Origin of the sequence: Streptomyces sp. NPDC001848, from assembly GCF_042891915.1 — a bacterium.
Classification (GTDB): Bacteria; Actinomycetota; Actinomycetes; order Streptomycetales; family Streptomycetaceae; genus Streptomyces.
The window spans coordinates 215,479-234,357 of sequence record NZ_JBIATP010000012.1; the positions used below are offsets into that span (position 1 = coordinate 215,479).

The 18,879-nt window shown below is 70.6% G+C and carries 13 protein-coding genes and 5 pseudogenes; 12 read left to right on the forward strand and 6 right to left on the reverse strand.

Translation table 11 applies throughout. From position 1 onward, the window contains the following. Positions 1 to 147: 147 nt before the first annotated feature. Positions 148 to 650, forward strand: a pseudogene (locus tag ACFYZJ_RS25375) (hypothetical protein); the annotation flags it as partial. Here the strand turns inward: ACFYZJ_RS25375 and ACFYZJ_RS25380 are convergent. Further along, positions 640 to 1,386, reverse strand: a pseudogene (locus ACFYZJ_RS25380) (helix-turn-helix domain-containing protein); the annotation flags it as partial. The pseudogenes ACFYZJ_RS25375 and ACFYZJ_RS25380 overlap by 11 nt on opposite strands. A 115-nt stretch (positions 1,387 to 1,501) precedes the next feature. On the opposite strand from ACFYZJ_RS25380, the gene ACFYZJ_RS25385 reads away from it, so the two are divergent. The 5 genes and pseudogenes from ACFYZJ_RS25385 to ACFYZJ_RS25405 form a co-directional block, all read left to right on the forward strand. Continuing rightward, positions 1,502 to 1,996, forward strand: a complete 495-nt coding sequence (locus ACFYZJ_RS25385) for an ATP-binding protein (protein WP_388571554.1) — start codon at positions 1,502 to 1,504, stop codon at positions 1,994 to 1,996. Positions 1,997 to 2,189: 193 nt separating this feature from the next. Continuing rightward, a pseudogene (locus ACFYZJ_RS25390) lies at positions 2,190 to 3,202 on the forward strand (helix-turn-helix domain-containing protein). An 88-nt stretch (positions 3,203 to 3,290) separates the two neighbouring features. Then, positions 3,291 to 3,637 (forward strand): annotated as a pseudogene (locus tag ACFYZJ_RS25395) (hypothetical protein). After that, positions 3,634 to 3,861: a hypothetical protein gene (locus ACFYZJ_RS25400; protein ID WP_388571556.1), complete on the forward strand. Its 228-nt coding sequence runs from the start codon at positions 3,634 to 3,636 to the stop codon at positions 3,859 to 3,861. The pseudogene ACFYZJ_RS25395 and the gene ACFYZJ_RS25400 overlap by 4 nt, the downstream one beginning before the upstream one ends. 82 nt (positions 3,862 to 3,943) lie before the next feature. Next, positions 3,944 to 4,210: pseudogene (locus tag ACFYZJ_RS25405) on the forward strand (hypothetical protein); the annotation flags it as partial. Positions 4,211 to 4,261: 51 nt separating this feature from the next. On the opposite strand, the gene ACFYZJ_RS25410 reads toward ACFYZJ_RS25405, so the two are convergent. The 5 genes from ACFYZJ_RS25410 to rpsL all read right to left on the reverse strand — a co-directional run bounded on the left by ACFYZJ_RS25410 (position 4,262) and on the right by rpsL (position 10,250). Further along, positions 4,262 to 5,668, reverse strand: a complete 1,407-nt coding sequence (locus tag ACFYZJ_RS25410) for an alpha/beta hydrolase family protein (RefSeq protein ID WP_388571558.1) — start codon at positions 5,666 to 5,668, stop codon at positions 4,262 to 4,264. A 210-nt stretch (positions 5,669 to 5,878) separates the two neighbouring features. Further along, positions 5,879 to 7,072 carry an elongation factor Tu gene (gene tuf / locus ACFYZJ_RS25415; RefSeq protein WP_103841183.1) on the reverse strand — a complete coding sequence of 398 codons (1,194 nt, stop codon included), beginning with the start codon at positions 7,070 to 7,072 and terminating at the stop codon, positions 5,879 to 5,881. A 167-nt stretch (positions 7,073 to 7,239) separates the two neighbouring features. Then, positions 7,240 to 9,366 carry an elongation factor G gene (gene fusA / locus ACFYZJ_RS25420; protein WP_388571560.1) on the reverse strand — a complete coding sequence of 709 codons (2,127 nt, stop codon included), beginning with the start codon at positions 9,364 to 9,366 and terminating at the stop codon, positions 7,240 to 7,242. Positions 9,367 to 9,405: 39 nt separating this feature from the next. After that, on the reverse strand, positions 9,406 to 9,876 hold the full coding sequence (gene rpsG / locus ACFYZJ_RS25425; RefSeq protein WP_003998848.1) for a 30S ribosomal protein S7: 471 nt from the start codon (positions 9,874 to 9,876) through the stop codon (positions 9,406 to 9,408). Between the two features lie 2 nt (positions 9,877 to 9,878). Beyond that, entirely contained in the window at positions 9,879 to 10,250 is a 372-nt protein-coding gene (gene rpsL / locus ACFYZJ_RS25430) for a 30S ribosomal protein S12 (protein WP_003948652.1), read from the reverse strand. 469 nt (positions 10,251 to 10,719) lie between these two features. On the opposite strand from rpsL, the gene ACFYZJ_RS25435 reads away from it, so the two are divergent. The 6 genes from ACFYZJ_RS25435 to ACFYZJ_RS25460 all read left to right on the forward strand — a co-directional run bounded on the left by ACFYZJ_RS25435 (position 10,720) and on the right by ACFYZJ_RS25460 (position 18,826). Beyond that, a complete protein-coding gene (locus tag ACFYZJ_RS25435) occupies positions 10,720 to 11,478 on the forward strand; it encodes a Crp/Fnr family transcriptional regulator (RefSeq protein ID WP_388571562.1) in 759 nt (252 codons plus the stop codon). A 737-nt stretch (positions 11,479 to 12,215) separates the two neighbouring features. Continuing rightward, positions 12,216 to 13,091, forward strand: coding sequence for a hypothetical protein (locus ACFYZJ_RS25440; protein WP_388571564.1), 876 nt, complete (start codon positions 12,216 to 12,218; stop codon positions 13,089 to 13,091). Continuing rightward, complete coding sequence (locus tag ACFYZJ_RS25445; protein ID WP_388571565.1) at positions 13,088 to 15,298, forward strand: hypothetical protein; 2,211 nt, start codon at positions 13,088 to 13,090, stop codon at positions 15,296 to 15,298. Before ACFYZJ_RS25440 ends, ACFYZJ_RS25445 begins: the two co-directional genes overlap by 4 nt. Before the next feature lie 27 nt (positions 15,299 to 15,325). Then, complete coding sequence (locus ACFYZJ_RS25450; protein ID WP_388571567.1) at positions 15,326 to 16,933, forward strand: hypothetical protein; 1,608 nt, start codon at positions 15,326 to 15,328, stop codon at positions 16,931 to 16,933. Continuing rightward, positions 16,930 to 17,478, forward strand: a complete 549-nt coding sequence (locus ACFYZJ_RS25455) for a Pycsar system effector family protein (RefSeq protein ID WP_388571569.1) — start codon at positions 16,930 to 16,932, stop codon at positions 17,476 to 17,478. The genes ACFYZJ_RS25450 and ACFYZJ_RS25455 overlap by 4 nt, the downstream gene beginning before the upstream one ends. A 37-nt stretch (positions 17,479 to 17,515) precedes the next feature. After that, positions 17,516 to 18,826 carry a M48 family metalloprotease gene (locus ACFYZJ_RS25460; RefSeq protein ID WP_388571571.1) on the forward strand — a complete coding sequence of 437 codons (1,311 nt, stop codon included), beginning with the start codon at positions 17,516 to 17,518 and terminating at the stop codon, positions 18,824 to 18,826. Positions 18,827 to 18,879 lie beyond the last annotated feature (53 nt).

Sequence of the window (18,879 nt, forward strand, 5' to 3'; positions counted from 1 at the left end):
TAAGAATCAACTAGACGCCCATTGACGCGTCTGCAGCAAGCGCTTACGTTCGCCGTGAGAAAGCGCTTTCCGTGACGGGTCTCACTTGCATGGTGCTACCTCCGGGTTCGTCCCGTCATCGCGTGTGTCAGCCTGCTGACCGGCGCGGTGGTCGCGCTGTCCGGCCCCACGGCCCAGGCCGCGCCCACGGCGAGCACGACGCTCCACGTGTCGCCGAGCGGCAGCGACAGCGCGGCCGGCACGCAGTCGGCCCCCACGACCCTCACCTCGGCGATCAGCCGCATCGCTCCTGGGGGAACGATCTACGTACGCGGCGGGACGTACAAGTACGCGTCGACGATCACCATCCCGCAGGGCGACAACGGCACCTCCGGTGCCCGCACCACCCTGACCGCCTACCCGGTGAGAAGCCGGTGCTGGACTTCTCGGGGCAGACCGAGAGCTCGTCCAACCGGGGCATCCAGCTGAACGCCGACTACTGGCCCCTGTACGGCCTGACCGTCCAGCACGCCGGTGACAACGGGATCTACGTCGGTGGCAGCAACAACGTCATCGAGCGCGTGGTGACGGCGTACAACCGCGACACGGGGTTGCAGCTCGGCCGGATCTCCTCCAGCACCCCGAGCAGCCAGTGGCCGTCCAACAACCTGCCGAGCGCCCCACCGCTGTGCCGTCCGGGAACTTCGGCAGCTCGATCTTGCCGTCCAGGCCCGGGTGGGCGTCGGTACTCGTCGGCATTACCTGAAGCGTGACGTTGCGCAGCCTCCCCACCTCCAGCAAGTGTTCGAGCTGCTGTCGCCACACCATTGTGCCCCCGACCGGTCGGCGCACCACCGCTTCTTCCAGGGCGAAGTGGAGGGAGGGGGCGGGATCGCGGTCGAAGACCGACTTCCGGGCCAGGCGCGCAGACACCATGCGCTCCACGTCGTCCTGCGAGTACGGCGGCTGCGCTGCCTCGAACAAGGCCCGCGCATGGTCGAGTGTCTGCAACAACCCGTGGACGCTGTTGCACTCGTACACACCGATTTCGACCGCCTTGGCCTCCATCTGCGCCAAGTCCCGCACCTGCTTCGGATACCGGACCTTTTTCACGTCCTCCTTCATCGCCGAGAGCAGCCCACTCGCCCCGAGCACCTCGTCCGCCTTGTCCAGATACTCGGGCCGAGGGATCCGCTTCCCGCCTTCGATCTTGTAGACCAGGTCCTCGCCGTACCCGACGGCCTATCCGAAATCGACTGCCCGCATCCCCACGGCCTCGCGCCGCAGCTTCAGCTGTCTCCCCACGGTGGCGATCACCGCCAGGCCCCACTCGTCGTCCGGATCCACCTCCCAGCCCGGCTCGTCCGCCTCGCCCTTGAGCCGAACCACATCGGCGTCCACCGACATCCGCGCCCCTCCCTCTCCCGACAGCCCGGACACCACCGGACAGGCAGCGGACAGTCACCGTACGCAACGGCATCGTCACTGTTCACAGTAGGCAGGCGCGGCCACTCTGAGTGATGTGAATCAGGAAATCGCCGAATCCGTCACCCAACTCGACTGCCCCATCCGCCACTTCAGCGTGCTGCTCTCCTCCACCCCGCGCGGAGCCCGCCTCGCCCGGCTTCTCGCCACGGAGCAACTGCGCACCTGGGGGCTGCCGTTGGAGGCGCCAGGGCACATCGTCGCCGAGCTGGCGGCCAACGCGGTCACCCACGGCCGGGTGCCAGGGCGCGACTTCCGGCTCATGCTCTACGTGGTCGCCGAGACTCTTCGCATCGAAGTGACCGACACCCGCTGTGAACGGCTCCCCCAGCTCCAGCAGCCGGCTCCCGGCGCCGAGTCCGGTCGTGGCCTGCTCGTGGTGAACGCGCTCGCGGACCGATGGGGTGTGCGGGAGGAACGCTTCCCGCGCAAGACCGTATGGGCGGAACTGCGCTGCTCAGAGCCGGAACCCGCCCTCACGGACTTCGGTGGCGAAGGCGATCCCCACCCAAAGAACTCGGGGGAGAAATGACCCCACCAAGCCCCACCCCTCCGCCCGAGGTCCACGCTCACTCGGGCGGGTGAACATCCCCGGCTCGGCTGGATCTCGCGGCCCCCAACTCCCCTACTCTCAGCGCAAACAACCGCACACATGCATCGGCCCCCGGCCGGGAGTAGCGATCCCGATCGAGGGCCTGGCCACCGAGGAAGGTAAGGACTTCCCGATGGGTACCCACGACCCTAGCGTGCCCCCGCACGCCCAGTCAGCCGTTGCCGCGAACGAACCCCACTCACGGGCGAACCCACGCACGCGTGCCCGCCGCAGCGCCTACGGTGTCATCCACGAGAACACCCGCCACACCACCCGCTTCACGGTGATCGGCAACCACCTGGCCCAGCACCCGGAGCTGTCGCTGGTCGCCAGCGCGCTGGCCGTGCACATCCAGTCCTTGCCGAGCAACGCCCCCGTGGACATCAAGACGCTCGCCGAGCGCTTCCCGGAGGGACGCCACCGCATCGCCGCCGGGTTACGCGAGTTGGAGGCCCACGGCTACCTGCGCCGCGTGCGCGAACGCACCCCCACCGGCCGGATCGTCACCCGCACGATCAGCTGCAACCAGCCGAAGGCACCGCGCCACCGGAAGCCTGGCCAGGCACCCGTTCCGGTCGCCTCCACAGGGGTGGTGGACCCACCGAACTGCAACACTCCCGGGAAATGTGTCGCACCCGCGGACTCGGCCCCGCGGAAGCCCCCCGCAGGAAGCCTCGCGAACCCCGCACGAAGCACCCGCTCCCGCCCGTCCCCCAGCCGGCGTACCCCTCCCCCACCCTCCTCCAGACCGCCACGGGCCTCCTCGCCACCCTGCATCACCAGGACCCCCGCCTGCTGCTCAGCGCCTGCGACACGGCCCACCTCGCCCCCGGCGTCGCCGCCTGGCTGCAACGCGAGGTGTCCCCCACCGCCGTACGCCACGCCCTGACCACCGACCTCCCACCCGAAGGCCCACGCCGCCCCGCCGCCCTCCTCGCCCACCGCCTCACCGCCCAGCTGCCACCCCCACCCCCGTTCCCCGCACGCGCCGAACCCCTATCCCCCCGGCTCCCCCTCCAGAACTGCGACGGCTGCGACCGCGCCTTCCACGCACCCGAGCCCGGAGCACGCTGCCGCGACTGCCGCTCGGCAACAGCCGACTCGGTCGGCACTTCGCCCGATCCCGACCCCTCGTATGCCCCATGACCAGGAGGAATGGACGTCAATGTTCGCGCCCCAGTACCCCAGGCGTCCCGGACGACTAACCTGGCCAGTGCACTCCCGGGAGGACTCCATGAGCACGCAGGCTGATCACGGACACGAGCTGGTCCCGCGCCCCGAGCAGACCCGGACGCCCTGCGGGCCGCCCTCTCCGTCCTCGATCCCGGGCGACTGCCGGAGATGCAGCGCACGAAGGACGAGGCGTTCGCCAAGGCCGTGGAGTGGCAGTCCCTCAGCCCAGTGCGGAGCTGGGTCCTGGCCTGGGCCAGGGACATCGAGATCGCCCGCCGCGCCGACCTCGCCGCCCGCCACGCCCGCGCCAAGAGCAACCTGGAACATGAGGACTCGGCCGTTGCCCGCGAGGCCCTGAGAGAGCTGACCGCCGTCCTGGACGAAGCCATGAAGGCAGTACGCGGTTGAGCTGGACCTGGGAGTACGCTTTCGGCGCGGAGGAATCCGCCCGCACTGCCCCGTCCGCGTTCCTCGCAGAGGTGGAACGCAAGGCCGCCGAGGTGGTCAGAGCGGCGGAGGCACTGTACATACACGGCCGAAGCCATGACGGAAACGACCCGAAGGGCGGGGACGTCGCCGTTCCAGGCGGCATGTTCACGTACCAGATCGTCGTGCGGAGCGAACGGGTCTAGGTCGTGCAGCTCACTTACCTCGGCTGGTGAGCAGCGGCCCATCCCAGCACCCCGCTCTGACACTCCGGCCTCTCGTCGCAGCAACCGCCCGGCCAAGCACCTCTGGAGGAACCTGGTGGCCGTGGACCTCTCCTTCCACAAGTCCTCCATCTCCGAAGAGATCCGCGACGAGGGCCGCGCCCAGGGGCGCGCCGAAGACATCCTGGTCGTCCTCGAACAACGTGGCCTCGACGTCTCCGAGGACGTCCGCAGGCGCATCACGGACTGCACCGCCCCGGATGTCCTCCGCCGCTGGCTCATCCGCGCCGTCACCGCGGCCAAGGCCGAAGAGATCTTCGAAGACGAGTGACCGAACTCGTTCCCCGCCCCCGCAGACCCCGGACGCCCGCCGCCGGCCAGGTCAACCCGCCACCAACCTCTCCCCCAGCCAGTCGAACACCACCTCGCCGTGCTGCTGCGGCGCCATCGGTGAGCAGTGCAGTTGGGCGCCCGTCGCCGCCGTGAGCTTCACGTAGTCCTTGGGGGCCCTCAGCCTGTCGTACAGCTGGGCCGCCTGGCCCGGGTAGAACTGCTCGTCCTGGTAGTCGAGGACCAGGGTGGGGGCCTTGATGCGGCCCACGACGTCCGTGATCGTCAGGGACCGGATGAGGCTCGCCGGGGTGTGGAAGTCCGTGAACATGCCGCCCTTGCGGGCCGCCTGCATCGCCGCGGCCGAGAACGGCTCGAAGCGTTTCTTCAGCGTCGCGGCGTCGGTGGGGGACAGCTTCGGCACCACCTCCTTGTTCCAGACGGCGTTGGTCTTCGCCCTGTCCGGGGTGAGGATGCCGCGGATCTCCGGCGGAAAGCCGAGCCAGGGCTCCAGACAGCCGGGCATCGCCACGAGCGCCGCGATGCGCGGCTCGAAGGCCGCCGCGCGGGGAGCCAGGCAGCCCCCCAGGCTCAGCCCCGTGAGGGCGATTCTTCGCGGGTCGACATCGGTACGGGCGACCAGCCAGTCGACGAGCGGCCCGACCACGTTCTCCCAGCGCGGGGTGAACACCACCCGGTCGACGAAGATCAGCCGGCCCTGGCCCGGCCCCTCGTACACCAGGGCGTTCCACCCCCGGTCCAGGGCGGCGGACACGCCGTACGTCCACATGTCGACGTTCTGTCCGTCGCTGCCGTTGGTGAGGATCACGGTGGGGCGGGGCCGTTCCGATGCGTCCGGGCGGAAGAGCCACACGGGCAGCGGGGTCCTGCCGTACGGGACGTTCGCCGTCACCGGCGCCGGGTCGCACAGGCCGCAGAAGGTGTTCCAGGCGCCGCGCCCGGCCCGGTACAGCGCCTCCTCGCTGCCGGGGTCCTCGGATCCGAGGACGAAGAACAGCGCCTGGGCGTAGTACTGCGAGGCCCGCAGCGCGCGGAAGCGCCGCGTCTCCCGGTCGGGCCTGCTGCCCTCGGGCGGCCTCATCAGCTGGTCGCCGAGGGTTCTGAAGGTCTGGACGTACGACTGTGCGGAGAGGCCGACCTTGTTGATCGCGTTGACCGCGGTGAGCACCTCGCCCACCTCGCTGCTGCCCCGGCCGGCCGCGCCGAGCGCCAGCAGCCCGCTGAAGTTGAACTCCGGGTTGTCGAAGAGTCTCATCGCACCGGGCGCCGGGACGTCGGCCGTCACCGAGGCCGACGGTCCGGCCCCCGGTCTGCGCGCCGACGAGGTGTCCATGGGCGTGCACCCGGTGGCCAGCAGGGCCCCGGCCGCACCGGCGAGCCCCGCCAGGGTGCTGCGCCGGCTGACTCCGGTCTCCAGGGCAGCCGTTGGGTTCTCCATGCCGCCCGAACGTAGGACCGCACCCGTCCCACCTCTTCGCGCGACACCTGCCGTTACCCCGAACAGCGTCGGAGATCAGCTCGGCCAGGGCACCATCGAGGCGGAGACGAGGAACCGGCATGACAACGCGAAGAGGCCCGCACGACGGAAGTCGTGCGGGCCTCTTCGGGTCAGCTGACCCAGGGGGTCGGACCCTCAAGCAAGCGGAACTTACTTGACGATCTTGGTGACCTGGCCGGCGCCCACGGTCCGACCACCCTCACGGATGGCGAACTTCAGGCCCTCCTCCATGGCGACGGGCTGGATGAGCTCCACCTTCATCTCGGTGTTGTCACCCGGCATGACCATCTCGGTGCCCTCGGGGAGGGTCACCACGCCGGTCACGTCCGTCGTACGGAAGTAGAACTGCGGGCGGTAGTTGTTGAAGAACGGCGTGTGGCGGCCACCCTCGTCCTTGGACAGGATGTAGGCCTGCGCCTCGAACTCGGTGTGCGGGGTGACCGAGCCCGGCTTGATGATGACCTGGCCGCGCTCGACGTCCTCGCGCTTGATGCCGCGGAGCAGCAGACCGACGTTCTCACCGGCCTGACCCTCGTCGAGCAGCTTGCGGAACATCTCGATGCCGGTGACCGTGGTGGAGGTCTTCTCCGGCTTGATGCCGATGATGTCGACCGTCTCGTTGACCTTCAGGACACCGCGCTCGATACGGCCGGTGACGACCGTACCGCGACCGGTGATCGTGAAGACGTCCTCGATCGGCATCAGGAACGGCTTGTCGACGTCACGCTCGGGCTCCGGGATGGAGGTGTCGACGGCGTTCATGAGGTCGAGGACCGACTGGGTCCACTTCGGGTCGCCCTCGAGCGCCTTCAGAGCGGAGACCTGGACGACCGGAACGTCGTCGCCCGGGAACTCGTACTCGGTGAGGAGCTCACGAACCTCGAGCTCGACGAGCTCCAGGATCTCCTCGTCGTCCACCATGTCGGCCTTGTTCAGGGCGACGACGATGTACGGCACGCCGACCTGGCGGGCCAGGAGCACGTGCTCCTTGGTCTGCGGCATCGGGCCGTCGGTCGCGGCGACCACCAGGATCGCGCCGTCCATCTGGGCGGCACCGGTGATCATGTTCTTGATGTAGTCCGCGTGACCCGGGCAGTCGACGTGGGCGTAGTGACGCGACTCGGTCTGGTACTCGACGTGCGCGATGGAGATGGTGATACCGCGCTGGCGCTCCTCAGGAGCCTTGTCGATGTTGTCGAACGGGGTGGCCTCGTTCAGGTCCGGGTACGCGTCGTGCAGCACCTTGGTAATGGCGGCCGTGAGGGTCGTCTTACCGTGGTCGATGTGACCGATGGTGCCGATGTTGACGTGCGGCTTAGTCCGCTCGAACTTCGCCTTCGCCACTGGGGTCCTCCTGTGGAGTGGTTCTGTACGCCTTACTCATCGGCGCCAGGTGATCTTTGCTGGGGTGCCGCCCGCCGGGGGTCTCCCGGGGGCAAAGCCCCCGGTCCCTGTCCGGGGAAGAATCCCCGGCGGTCGGTGTCAAGCCTAAAGCGTGTGAACGGGGTGCGTTACTCGCCCTTGGCCTTCGCGATGATCTCCTCGGCGACGTTCCGCGGAACCTCGGCGTAGGAGTCGAACTGCATCGAGTAGCTCGCGCGACCCGACGTCTTGCTGCGGAGGTCGCCGACGTAGCCGAACATCTCCGACAGCGGAACCAGGCCCTTCACGACACGGGCGCCGGCACGTTCCTCCATGGCCTGGATCTGGCCACGGCGGGAGTTGATGTCACCGATGACCTCGCCCATGTAGTCCTCGGGCGTGGTGACCTCGACGGCCATCATCGGCTCGAGCAGCACGGGCTTGGCCTTGCGCGCGGCCTCCTTGAAGGCCTGCGAACCGGCGATCTTGAACGCCAGCTCCGAGGAGTCGACCTCGTGGTAGGCACCGTCGAGCAGGGTGACGCGGACGCCGGTCATCTCGTAGCCCGCGAGGATGCCGAACTGCATCGCCTCCTGGCAGCCGGCGTCGACCGAAGGGATGTACTCCTTCGGGATGCGACCACCGGTCACCTGGTTCACGAACTCGTACGACATGTCGCCGCTCTCGATCGGCTCGATCGAGATGATGACGCGACCGAACTGGCCGGTACCACCCGTCTGCTTCTTGTGGGTGTACTCGACCTTCTCGACCTTCTGGCGAATGGTCTCGCGGTACGCGACCTGCGGCTTGCCGACGTTGGCCTCGACCTTGAACTCACGGCGCATACGGTCGACCAGCACCTCGAGGTGCAGCTCGCCCATACCGCCGATGACGGTCTGGCCCGTCTCCTCGTTGGTGTGCACCTGGAAGGAGGGGTCCTCCTCCGCGAGACGCTGGATGGCGACACCCAGCTTCTCCTGGTCACCCTTGGACTTGGGCTCGATCGCGACCTCGATGACCGGCGCCGGGAAGTCCATGGACTCCAGGATGACCGGGTTCTTCTCGTCGCAGAGCGTCTCACCGGTGGTGGTCTGCTTCAGGCCCATGACGGCGACGATGTCGCCGGCGCCCACCGACTCGATCTCCTCACGCTTGTTGGCGTGCATGCGGTAGATCTTGCCGATGCGCTCCTTGCGGCCCTTGACGGAGTTCAGCACGGCGGTGCCGGACTCCAGGCGGCCGGAGTACACGCGGACGAAGGTGAGCTTGCCGAGGTGCGGGTCGCTCATGATCTTGAACGCCAGCGCGGACAGCGGCTCGTCGTCGGACGGCTTGCGCTTGATGACCGTCTCCGGGTCCTTGACGTCGTGGCCCTCGATGGCCTCGATGTCGACCGGGGACGGCAGGTAGCGCACGACCGCGTCGAGCAGGGGCTGGACGCCCTTGTTCTTGAACGCGGTGCCGCAGAACACCGGGGTGACGGTGGTGCCGGTGCCCTTGCCGGACGCGATGGTGATACGACGGATCGCCGCGTACAGCTGCTCCTCGGTGGGCTCCTCGCCCTCGAGGTACAGCTCCATCAGCTCCTCGTCGTTCTCCGCGACGGCCTCGAGCAGCTTGCCGCGCCACTCCTCGGCGGCCTCGGTGTGCGTGGCCGGGATGTCGACGACGTCGTACATCTCGCCCTTGGTCGCCTCCGCGGACCAGACCAGGGCCTTCATGCGGACCAGGTCCACAACGCCCTTGAAGTCCGCCTCGGCACCGATCGGCAGCTGCATGACCAGCGGCTGCGCGCCCAGGCGGTCGGAGATCATGTCGACGCAGCGGTGGAACTCGGCACCGGTACGGTCGAGCTTGTTGACGAAGCAGATGCGCGGAACGCCGTAGCGGTCCGCCTGACGCCACACCGTCTCGGACTGCGGCTCAACGCCGGCGACGCCGTCGAACACCGTCACGGCACCGTCGAGCACGCGCAGGGAGCGCTCCACCTCGACCGTGAAGTCGACGTGGCCCGGGGTGTCGATGATGTTGATGGTGTGGTCGACGTCTTCCAGCGACCAGTGACAGGTGGTGGCAGCAGAGGTGATCGTGATGCCACGCTCCTGCTCCTGCTCCATCCAGTCCATGGTGGCAGCGCCGTCGTGGACCTCACCGATCTTGTACGAAACGCCGGTGTAGAACAGGATCCGCTCGGTGGTGGTCGTCTTGCCCGCGTCGATGTGGGCCATGATGCCGATGTTGCGCACCCTGGCCAGGTCAAGCGAAGTGGTAGCCATAAGGCTTCAGTCTTCTCTCGGTTCTCGATGGGGTAGCGACTACCAGCGGTAGTGCGCGAAGGCCTTGTTGGACTCGGCCATCTTGTGCGTGTCCTCGCGCTTCTTCACAGCGGCGCCGAGGCCGTTGGACGCGTCGAGGAGCTCGTTCAGCAGACGCTCGGTCATGGTCTTCTCGCGACGGGCGCGGGAGTAACCGACCAGCCAGCGCAGCGCCAGGGTGTTGGCACGGCCGGGCTTGACCTCGACCGGGACCTGGTAGGTGGCGCCACCGACACGGCGGGACTTGACCTCGAGGGTCGGCTTGATGTTCTCGAGAGCGCGCTTGAGCGTGATGACCGGGTCGTTGCCGGTCTTCTCGCGCAGGCCCTCCATGGCGCCGTAGACGATGCGCTCGGCGGTGGAGCGCTTGCCGTTCAGCAGCACCTTGTTGATCAGGGAGGTCACCAGAGGAGAGCCGTAGACCGGGTCGATGATGACCGGACGCTTCGGGGCGGGGCCCTTACGAGGCATTCTTACTTCTCCTTCTTGGCGCCGTAACGGCTGCGGGCCTGCTTGCGGTTCTTGACACCCTGGGTGTCGAGGGAGCCACGGATGATCTTGTAGCGAACACCCGGCAGGTCCTTCACACGGCCGCCGCGCACGAGCACGATGGAGTGCTCCTGCAGGTTGTGTCCCTCACCCGGAATGTAAGCGGTGACCTCGATGCCGCTGGTCAGACGCACACGCGCGACCTTGCGGAGGGCCGAGTTCGGCTTCTTCGGGGTGGTCGTGAACACACGCGTGCAGACGCCGCGGCGCTGAGGAGAACCCTCGAGTGCGGGCGTCTTGTTCTTCTCGACCTTGTCCTGCCGGCCCTTGCGGACCAGCTGCTGGATCGTAGGCACTACTTCTCCGGTTTCTGTGTGCCGATGGGTACAGCTAACCTGGAACGTCGCCGACCCACGCGGTCGGGTGTGTCGAATCCCGCAGATTCCCGCCGCGAGGCGAAAAGGGCGCAGATTACGGTGGCCGGTCTCGGCTCCCGGTGCGGTGTGAAGGCACGCACGAGAGCCAGGGCACACCCCAGGCACAAGGTCTGAGCGTACCTACCTCACGGACTTCGGTCAAAACAAATGGAGTGCCTCACGACACGCCGGACTTCTCACCTCGCCGCCTGCGATTCCTCCCGGCTTGTCCGATGGTGCCAGGGCGGCTCCCCGGAAGCACCCGGAGCCAGGTCGAAGGCCGTGCGCAACGCTCCGGACACCGATGGCTGAATCCCGCCCTTCCACGCTCCGCGGTCTTGCGCTTTCAGTACGTTGATCCGTCCGCCGCGGCGCATGGTGAACGGGCGGAGTGTTGGGGGGTGGGGCAATGACAACGGCCTGGACGGCCGCGTACTCGCCGGACGACGGCGGGCTGGACGACAGGGTGCCGTTCCTGGCGCGGCTGGAGACCGAGGACCGCTCGGCGCTGCTGTCGCTCGGGCGCGAGTTGACGTTCACACCGCGGATGGTCCTGATCCACCAGCACGAGCCCTCGTCCCATGTCCTGTTCCTGGTGAACGGCTGGACGAAGGTCACCGCGTCGGCGGCCAACGGCTACGAGGCGCTGCTCGCGCTGCGCGGGCCCGGTGACGTGGTCGGCGAGTCGGCGGCGCTGACGGGGCGGCCGCGATCGGCGACGGTGACCGCGCTGGAGGCGGTGCGGGCGGTGGCGGTGGAGCACGAGAGGTTCAGAGGCTTCCTGGGCGACCGGCCGGCCGTCTCGTTCGCGCTGCTGGGCCTGACCGCGGACCGCACGCGGGCGGCGGACCGGCGCCGGCTGGAGTTCGCGTCGATGAGCGTGCGGGAGCGGTTCGCCGTGCTGCTGCTGGACCTGGCCCGCATGCACGGCCGCCGCACCGCCGAGGGCGTCGAACTGTGCGTCCCCTTGAGCAAACAGGAGTTGGCGGGGTCGGTGGGCGCGTCACGGGAGATGGTGCAGCGGCTGCTGCGCGAACTCCGCGACAAGGAGGCGGTGGCCACGGGGCGGCGGACGCTGCTCATCCTGCGGCCGGACATCCTGCGCCGGATCGCGGCGGCGGGGCCTGCGGCGGGGGTTCCCTCGCCACCAAGGCCGCGGGAGCAGTGAGGGATCCTCTCCGCAGGGCGCCGCCCTTACCCTCCCCGCCTTCCAGGGGCTCCGCCCATTCGACCCAGGCGGGGACTGCGTCCCCTACACCCCTTCGGCGGGGCTCCGCCCCCACACGCCTGGCGGGACCGCGCCCCCTTACACCCCTGGCCGGACCGCGCCCCTTACCCCCTGGCCGGACCACGCCCCTCACACCCTGGCCGGACCGCGTCCCCTGCACGCCTGGCGGGACCGCGCCCCCTTACCCCCTGGCCGGGGACCGCACCCCTTACCCCCTGGCCGGACCGCGCCCCTTACCCCCTGGCCGGACCGCGTCCCCTGCACGCCTGGCGGGACCGCGGCCCCTACACCTCTGGCCGGACCGCCCCCGCTACGCCCCTTCGCGGGCTCCGCCCCCGCACCCCGCTGGGGCTTCGACCCGACCCCGTTTCGGGGGCCGGCCCCCCGACCTTCGCTCCTCAAACGCCGGAGGGCCGATGTGTCAGCCCTCCGGCGTTTGAGGACGAGGCCGTTCAGGCCGAAGCGGGGGTCTGGGGGCGCAGCCCCCAGGGACGGGACGGGTAGGGGCGGCGGGGGCGAGAAACATTCCGGGCACCCGCAGCCCGCCCCGCCCCCACCACCCCGCCCAGCCCTTCTGTGCATACGGTCACACTTCTACTGCGTCATCCGCCCTCACCGCGGAGCGTCCCGTGCAGCCACGCTGCTGCCCTGCACGGCGACCCCCTCGAGAGGCGACCATGACCGACCCCGTCAGCCGCACCATCCTTCTGCTGGACGTCGAGAGGTTCAGCGACCGGGACGACGTGGAGCAGGCGTATCTGCGCCGCATGCTCCACGACATCACCGACCGCACCCTCGACGGCGCCGGCATCGACGAGACCCGGCGGCTGCGGGCCGACCGCGGTGATGCCGTGATGGAGCTCATCGACGCGAACGCCCCGGTCACCGCCCTGCTGCGAGCCCTGCTCAACGACGTGCCCGCGCACCTCCGCACGGTCAACCGCATGGCGTCCCGCTCCGCGCAGATCCGTCTGCGCGGGGTCCTGGCCACCGGGTACGTCGCGATCGACGGACAGGGCGGCTGGGTCGGCTCCGACCTCAACCACGCGTGCCGGCTGCTGGACGCCGGCCTGCTGCGCGACGCCCTGCGCGAGAGGCCCGACGACTTCGCGCTGTGCGTGTCCGACGGGCTGTACCTGGGCGTCGTACGCCACGACCACGCCGGCATCCCGGCCGACGCCTTCCACCCGGTGACGGTGGACAGCAAGAACGGCCCCCTCAAGGCGTGGCTGCACGGCCCGCTGCCCGGCGCCGCCGCCGCGCCCCGGAACGACGGCCACGACCACGACGACCACGGTGACACGGGGGCGGGGGAAGCGCCGGGCGGTTCGGGGGACCGCCCGGCGCCGCAGGTCCCCCCGCAGGGCCGCCCGGCGCCGGCCGGATCAGGGGGAGCCCCGGCGCCGGGCCCTGTCATCAACATCCACGGCGGCACCTTCAGCGGCGGCCTGATCGGCGGCACCCAGTACGGCGGCATCAGCGGCGGCCACTTCTCCGGCGACGTCTTCCTCGGTGAGCGCGGCGGCGACCGCGAACGGGGTGAGCGCGCATGAGCGGCCCCGAAGCGGAAGCGCCTCCGCATCCGGCCACCGGAAGCGGACCTTCCGCAGAGCAGCCCCCGGCCGACACAAGCGCCGCGGAGGACACCGCTCAAGGCCAGGGCCCCGAGGCGGAGTCCGAGGAGCACGACCAGCCGCAGAACGCCTGGTCGGCACGGCGGGACCTGGTCGACCACAGCCCGCGGACCATGAACGTCGGCGCCCGCGCCCGCTTCAGCGGCGGCGTCCTCGGCGACCAGCACGGCGGCATCAGCGGCGGCCACTTCTCCGGCGACGTCTTCCTCGGCAGCAAGACGGAGATCTACCAGCTCGCGGTCCCCGGCCTCACCGCGCCCACCGCCGCCTCCGGCGAGGTCCCGCACACCGCCCTGGAGCAGCTGGCCGGACGCTTCGTCGCCGACGAGCAGACCATGGACCGCCTCCTCGACCGGCTGCGCCACGACCGCGTCCTCGTCCTGTCCGGCGCCCGCTTCTCCGGCCGCCGCACAGCCGCCCTCATGCTGTTGCGCCGCCTCGGCGCGCTCCCCGTGCGCACTCTGGTGCGCGACACCAGCCCGAGCGCCCTCGCCGATCAGTTCGGCGACCGGCAACCGGCCCGCGGCCATGTGCTGTGCGACCTCACCACCCGCGGCGACCAGCCCCTGCGCGAGCCCCATCTGCTGGCCGCCCGCGACCGCCTAGCCGAGCGGGACGCCTACCTCGTGGTCACCGTCGGCCCCACCGCCGCGCTGGAGGACGTGGCCGTAGAGGAGTGGCGCCCGCCGGCCCCTGGCGACGTGCTCGCCGCCCAGCTGCGCGCCCTCACCGACGAGGAGACCGCCGCCAAGCTTCTGGGTCTCCCGGCGGTGGCCGACTTCCTGGACCGCGGCCACCAGCCGCGCGAGGTCTCCGCCTTCGCCCGCTTGCTCGGCCGGTACGCGGCGGGCGAGGTCACCGAGGACGCGATCGACGGCTTCTCCCTCGTGTCGCTGGAGAACCAGGTGCAAGAGTGGTTCGAGGAGGACGAGACGTCCCTGCACCTGCGGGACAAGGCGTTCCTCGTCGCCCTGGCCGCGTTCGACGACGGCCCGTACGCGCTGACCGCCGAACTCAGCGACCTGCTCTACCGCTTCCTGCAGGAGACCGAGAACCCGGCCCGTGTCCCCGAGGTCCCCGTCTTCGGCACCCACGCAGGCAAGCGCGTCCAACTGGCCCGCGCCGAACTGTACGTGGACGCCGAGCACACCGAGTGGGGTCCCGTCACCCAGCAGAAGGCGAGGTTCCGCGACGAGCGGGCCTCGCTGGTGCTGCTGCGCGAGGTGTGGACCGGACATCCGTCCGCCCGGCCCGCCGTGATCCGGTGGCTGCGCCGGCTCGCCGACGACGGCCGCCCCCTGGTCCGCACCCGCGCCGCCTCCACCGTCGCCGTCCTCGCCCGCACCGACCTGCCCTCCGCGATGGCCCTCGTCATCGAGCCCTGGGGCACGTCCAGGCGCTCCAAGCACCGGCTCGTCGCCGTCAACGCGCTCACGCTCGCCCACCTGGTCGGCACCCCCAACATCCCGCGCATCCTGGACGCCTGGTGCGCGGGCGACGACCCGCGGCTGCGCTGGGTGGCGGTACGGGCGTACGGGCTGGTCGGGCCGGAACGCCCGGAACAGGCTCTGGCGGCACTGCGTGGCGCCGTACGGCGGCTGTACGCGGACACCCCCGGCGACACGGACGGCGCACTCGCGCAGGAGCTCGCCCAGGCCGTGGAGCTGCTGCTGCTGTCCTCGGCGAGCGACCGCGTCCTGACCGAACTGCGCCACCACCTCGATGACGACGAGGCGGTGCGGGACCTCACGCTCGGCGGCTTCGTCGGGGCCTGCCGGCGCACCGAGGACGACGAGCGGTACGGCACACCCCTGGTCCTCGGCTGGTACGCCCGCGCGGCCGGCGAGGGCGGACCCGCCGCGCAGGGCCTGCCCCACCTGTGGCGGCACGCCCTGGCCGACCCGCACACCACCCGGCAGGCGCTCGACGTCCTACGGGACTGGGTGCTGATCGCCGACCGGTCCACGGCGGTGGAGTGGGCGCTGGCCGCGCTGCTGCCCACGCTCGTCACCACGGCCGCAGAGCACCAGCGGCTGAGCCACCTGCTGCGGACCATGCCCGGCGAGGACGGCAACCCGCCGCCGCCGGTCGCGGCCCGGCTGCTGACCACGCTTCCCGCCCGCTGAGTTCCGTCCCGAGGAGAACCACGCACCATGCCCACGTTCCGTCAGCCCGAATGGCAGCAGTCGGCAGACCGGCACACCCAGCTGGTCGACCCGGTGCTCACCGTGCGCCAGCTGTCACGCTTCGACTTCAACCTCAGATCGTTCGTCCGCATCGACCACGCGCTGGTCTTCTCCACCCCCAAGGGCACCTACGAGCCCTACCTGCCGCCCCGGCGTCCCACCCGCGCGGAGGTGGTGGCGAACCGGTACACCGCCGTCTACGAGGTGGACATGGGGGTGCACCCCCACACCTCCGAGCTGGCGCTGCCCAGCGACAACGACGCGTTCGAGTTCACCGCCGCGGTCGACCTGTCGTGGCAGGTGCTGGATCCGGCGCGGTTCGTGGCGAGCGGGCACCGGGACGTGCCGGGGCTGCTGCTCAGCGAGCTCCAGCAGGCAGCACGACCGGTGACCCGGCGCTTCGCCATCGCCGACAGCGCGGCGGCGGAGCGGGAGCTGCTGCAGGCGATGACCGTGCTGGGGCCGCTGGGGGCGCCCGCGGGGCTGCAGGTCACCTGGACGATGCGACTCAAGCGGGACAAGGCCAACATCCGGCACCAGCACCGGCTGCAGGCCATCGACCACTCGGCCACCGAGCAGATGCACGCGGCGCAGCGCGGCATGGAGATCGACGTCGAGGTGGACCGCCGCCAGCGCCAGCAGGACGCCCTCCAGATCGAACGGGCCATGGCGTACGGGGAGCAGCAGCAGGCGCTCCTGCTCCAGCAGCAGCGGTGGCAGCACGACCAGGCGATGCTCGCGAGCGGACAGCAGCACCAGCTCGCGCTGCAACAGGGGCAGCAGGACCTGGAGTTGCAGCGGATCCAGGCGGAGAAGATCAACTTCTACGAGTGGCACCTCCAGCAGGGCGGTGTGCACGCGTGGGCGCTGCACCTGGCCCAGCACCCGGAGGACTCGCACCTGGTCATGTCCACCATGCGAGACGACCAACTCCGCATGATCCAGGCGCAGATGGACCTGGTGAAGCAGCTGCTGAACGGCGACGCGGCGGAGAGCTACGAACTGGAGGGCCCCAAACAGCTGGCCCTGCGCACGGTCAACGACATCCTCAACCAGCGTCTCCCCGGCGTCCCGCAGAACCCGCCCCCACTCCCGCAGGCTCCGGGACCCGTGTACCCGGGGTCCGTGCAGCAGGCGGCTCCCCAGACCGGCGTCGTGCAGGGCGAGGCCGTGCAGGGCGGCGGTGCGGCGGACGGTCAGGCGCCGGTTCCGGGTGCCGGGCAGGCGCCGCCGTCTGCAACCGTGCCGCCACCGCCGGGCATGCCGCCGTTGCCGCCCACAACGCCGGCAACACCGGCAACACCGGCAACACCGGCAACACCGGCACCGTACGGAGCCGGAGGCACGTATCCCCCGCCGCCCGCCACGCAGCCGCCGGTGCCGGGGCTGCCCGGGTTGCAGCCGCCCGCAGGTCCGTACGTTCCGCCGCCCCCGGCCTGGCAGCCGCCGCCCGGCTACGGCAGCACCCCGACCGCACCCGGCCGACCCGAGGCCACGGTCGGGGAACCCGGCGGGGGCCCTGCCGGGAACCCCGCCGACGACACCGACGGCGGCGGCGAGAAGGGCGCCCCGTGACGGACCTCGACCCCTTGGCCGCCCCGACCGGCGGTGAACCCGGCGCGGATCCCGCCGCCCGGGCCCGGCTCTGCGAGCGGCTGCTTTCCGAGTTGCGGGCCGAGATCGCACGGGCCGACAGCAAGGCGTCCGTCCTCGTCGCAGCGCTCGGTATGACCGCGGGGGTCTTCAGCGGGCTGCTCGCCGGGCGGAAGTGGACGCCGGCCGCGCTGTCCGGACCGGGGACCGCGATGTGGTGGGCCGGGGCCGTCTGCCTGGCCTTCTCCCTGTTCGCCCTGTTGCTCGCCGTGCTCCCCCGCTACCGCTCCGGCACCTGGGCGCCGGGCCGGCCCCTGTCGTACTTCGGTGACATCCAACAGGCGGTCCGGCAGGGCCACTTGGAGCGCGCCCTCGCCGACACCGAGCGGCGGCCCATGGACGGCCTGGCCCGGGCGCTCACCGAGACCAGCCGGATCGCCGCCCGCAAACACCAGTGGATCCGGGCCGGCCTCGTCGCCTTCTGCGTCGGCACGGTCCTGCTCCCCGCCTCCCTGTTGATCGGCTGACCCGCCGTCGCACATCAAGGAAAGAACGAGAACCGCCATGACCGCACCACAACCGTCCCCACCGGAGTACCCGGGGCCTCCCGCCCAGGCCGCACACCCCACCGCCCCACAGCAGCCGGCACCGCCACCGGGACACCCCCAGCAGCCGCCCGCCTACCCGTCGGCCGCCCAGTCCCCGCAGTATCCGCAGCACCAGCGGATCCCGCAGCAGCCGCCGGCCTACCCGCAGCAGCCGCCCGCCTACCCCCAGAACGCACAGCAGCCGCCGCCCTGCCCGCAGACGACCGCCCCACCCGTGTACCCGCCCCAGTACCCCGAGACCGCGCCGACAGCGGTCGCTCCGCCACCCGACGCACCGCCGGCGGGCGCCGTCCTCTCCCCCGACGACCCGGAGCACCCTCACCACATCAGCACCGAGCACGGCCGGGTGCACATCTCCCGGGACCAGCGGCGCACCGACGTCACCGCCGTCGGCAACCTCCTCCTGCACCTGCCGAACTTCCTGTGCAGCCTCTTCGTCGTCGGCCTGGTCTCCCTCTTCTTCGGCGGTTTCGGCATCGTGCTGGTGCTCGCCTGGCTCGCCAGCGGCGCACTCGTCTTCCATCGCCCCAGCGAGAGCGCCCTCGCGCGCCGTCTGCTCCGTCTGCGCTACCCCACTCCACAAGAACGAGCCAAACTCGAACCGGTCTGGCGGGAGGTCACCGCCCGCGCCGGCATCGACGGACGCACCTACGAACTGTGGGTGGAGGACAGCGACAGCCTGAACGCGGTCGCCGCGGCCGGCCACATCGTCGGCGTCACCCGCTTCGCCATGAACCAGCTGCCCAACGGCGAGCTGGCCGCCGTCATGGCGCACGAGCTGGGCCATCACGTCGGCGGCCACGCCTGGTCCTCGCTGCTCGGCTACTGGTACGCGCTGCCCGGCCGCGTCGCCTGGCGCTTCCTCAAGGCGTTCTCCGGTGTCGTGTTCAAGGTGTCGCGGGCGTTCGGTTGCCTCGGCGTCGCCGTCGTGGCGGTGACCATCGGCTGCGTCGCCCTGGCCACGATCAGCACCCTCTACGGCCTGCCCCTGCTGATCCTTGGCGTGCCCTACGCCCTCGCCGCCGTCGGCCGCCGCGCCGAGCTGCGCGCCGACGAGCACGCGGCAGCGCTCGGCTTCGCCCCGATGCTGGCCGCCGTCCTCGACAAGCTGCACCAGCAGGAGCAGCGGCGGACGGCCGAAGCGACCGCCCAGGGCGGCGGCGCCCCCGCCGAGGAGAGCGCGCTCAGCAAGCTGCTCTCCTCGCATCCGGACTACCACACCCGGCTGCACCACCTGCAGCCGTACCTCCAGCCGCAGCGCAACTGAGCCGACGGGCCCGGACAGCCCCGGACACGCCGAAGGGCGGCCACCCGCACGGG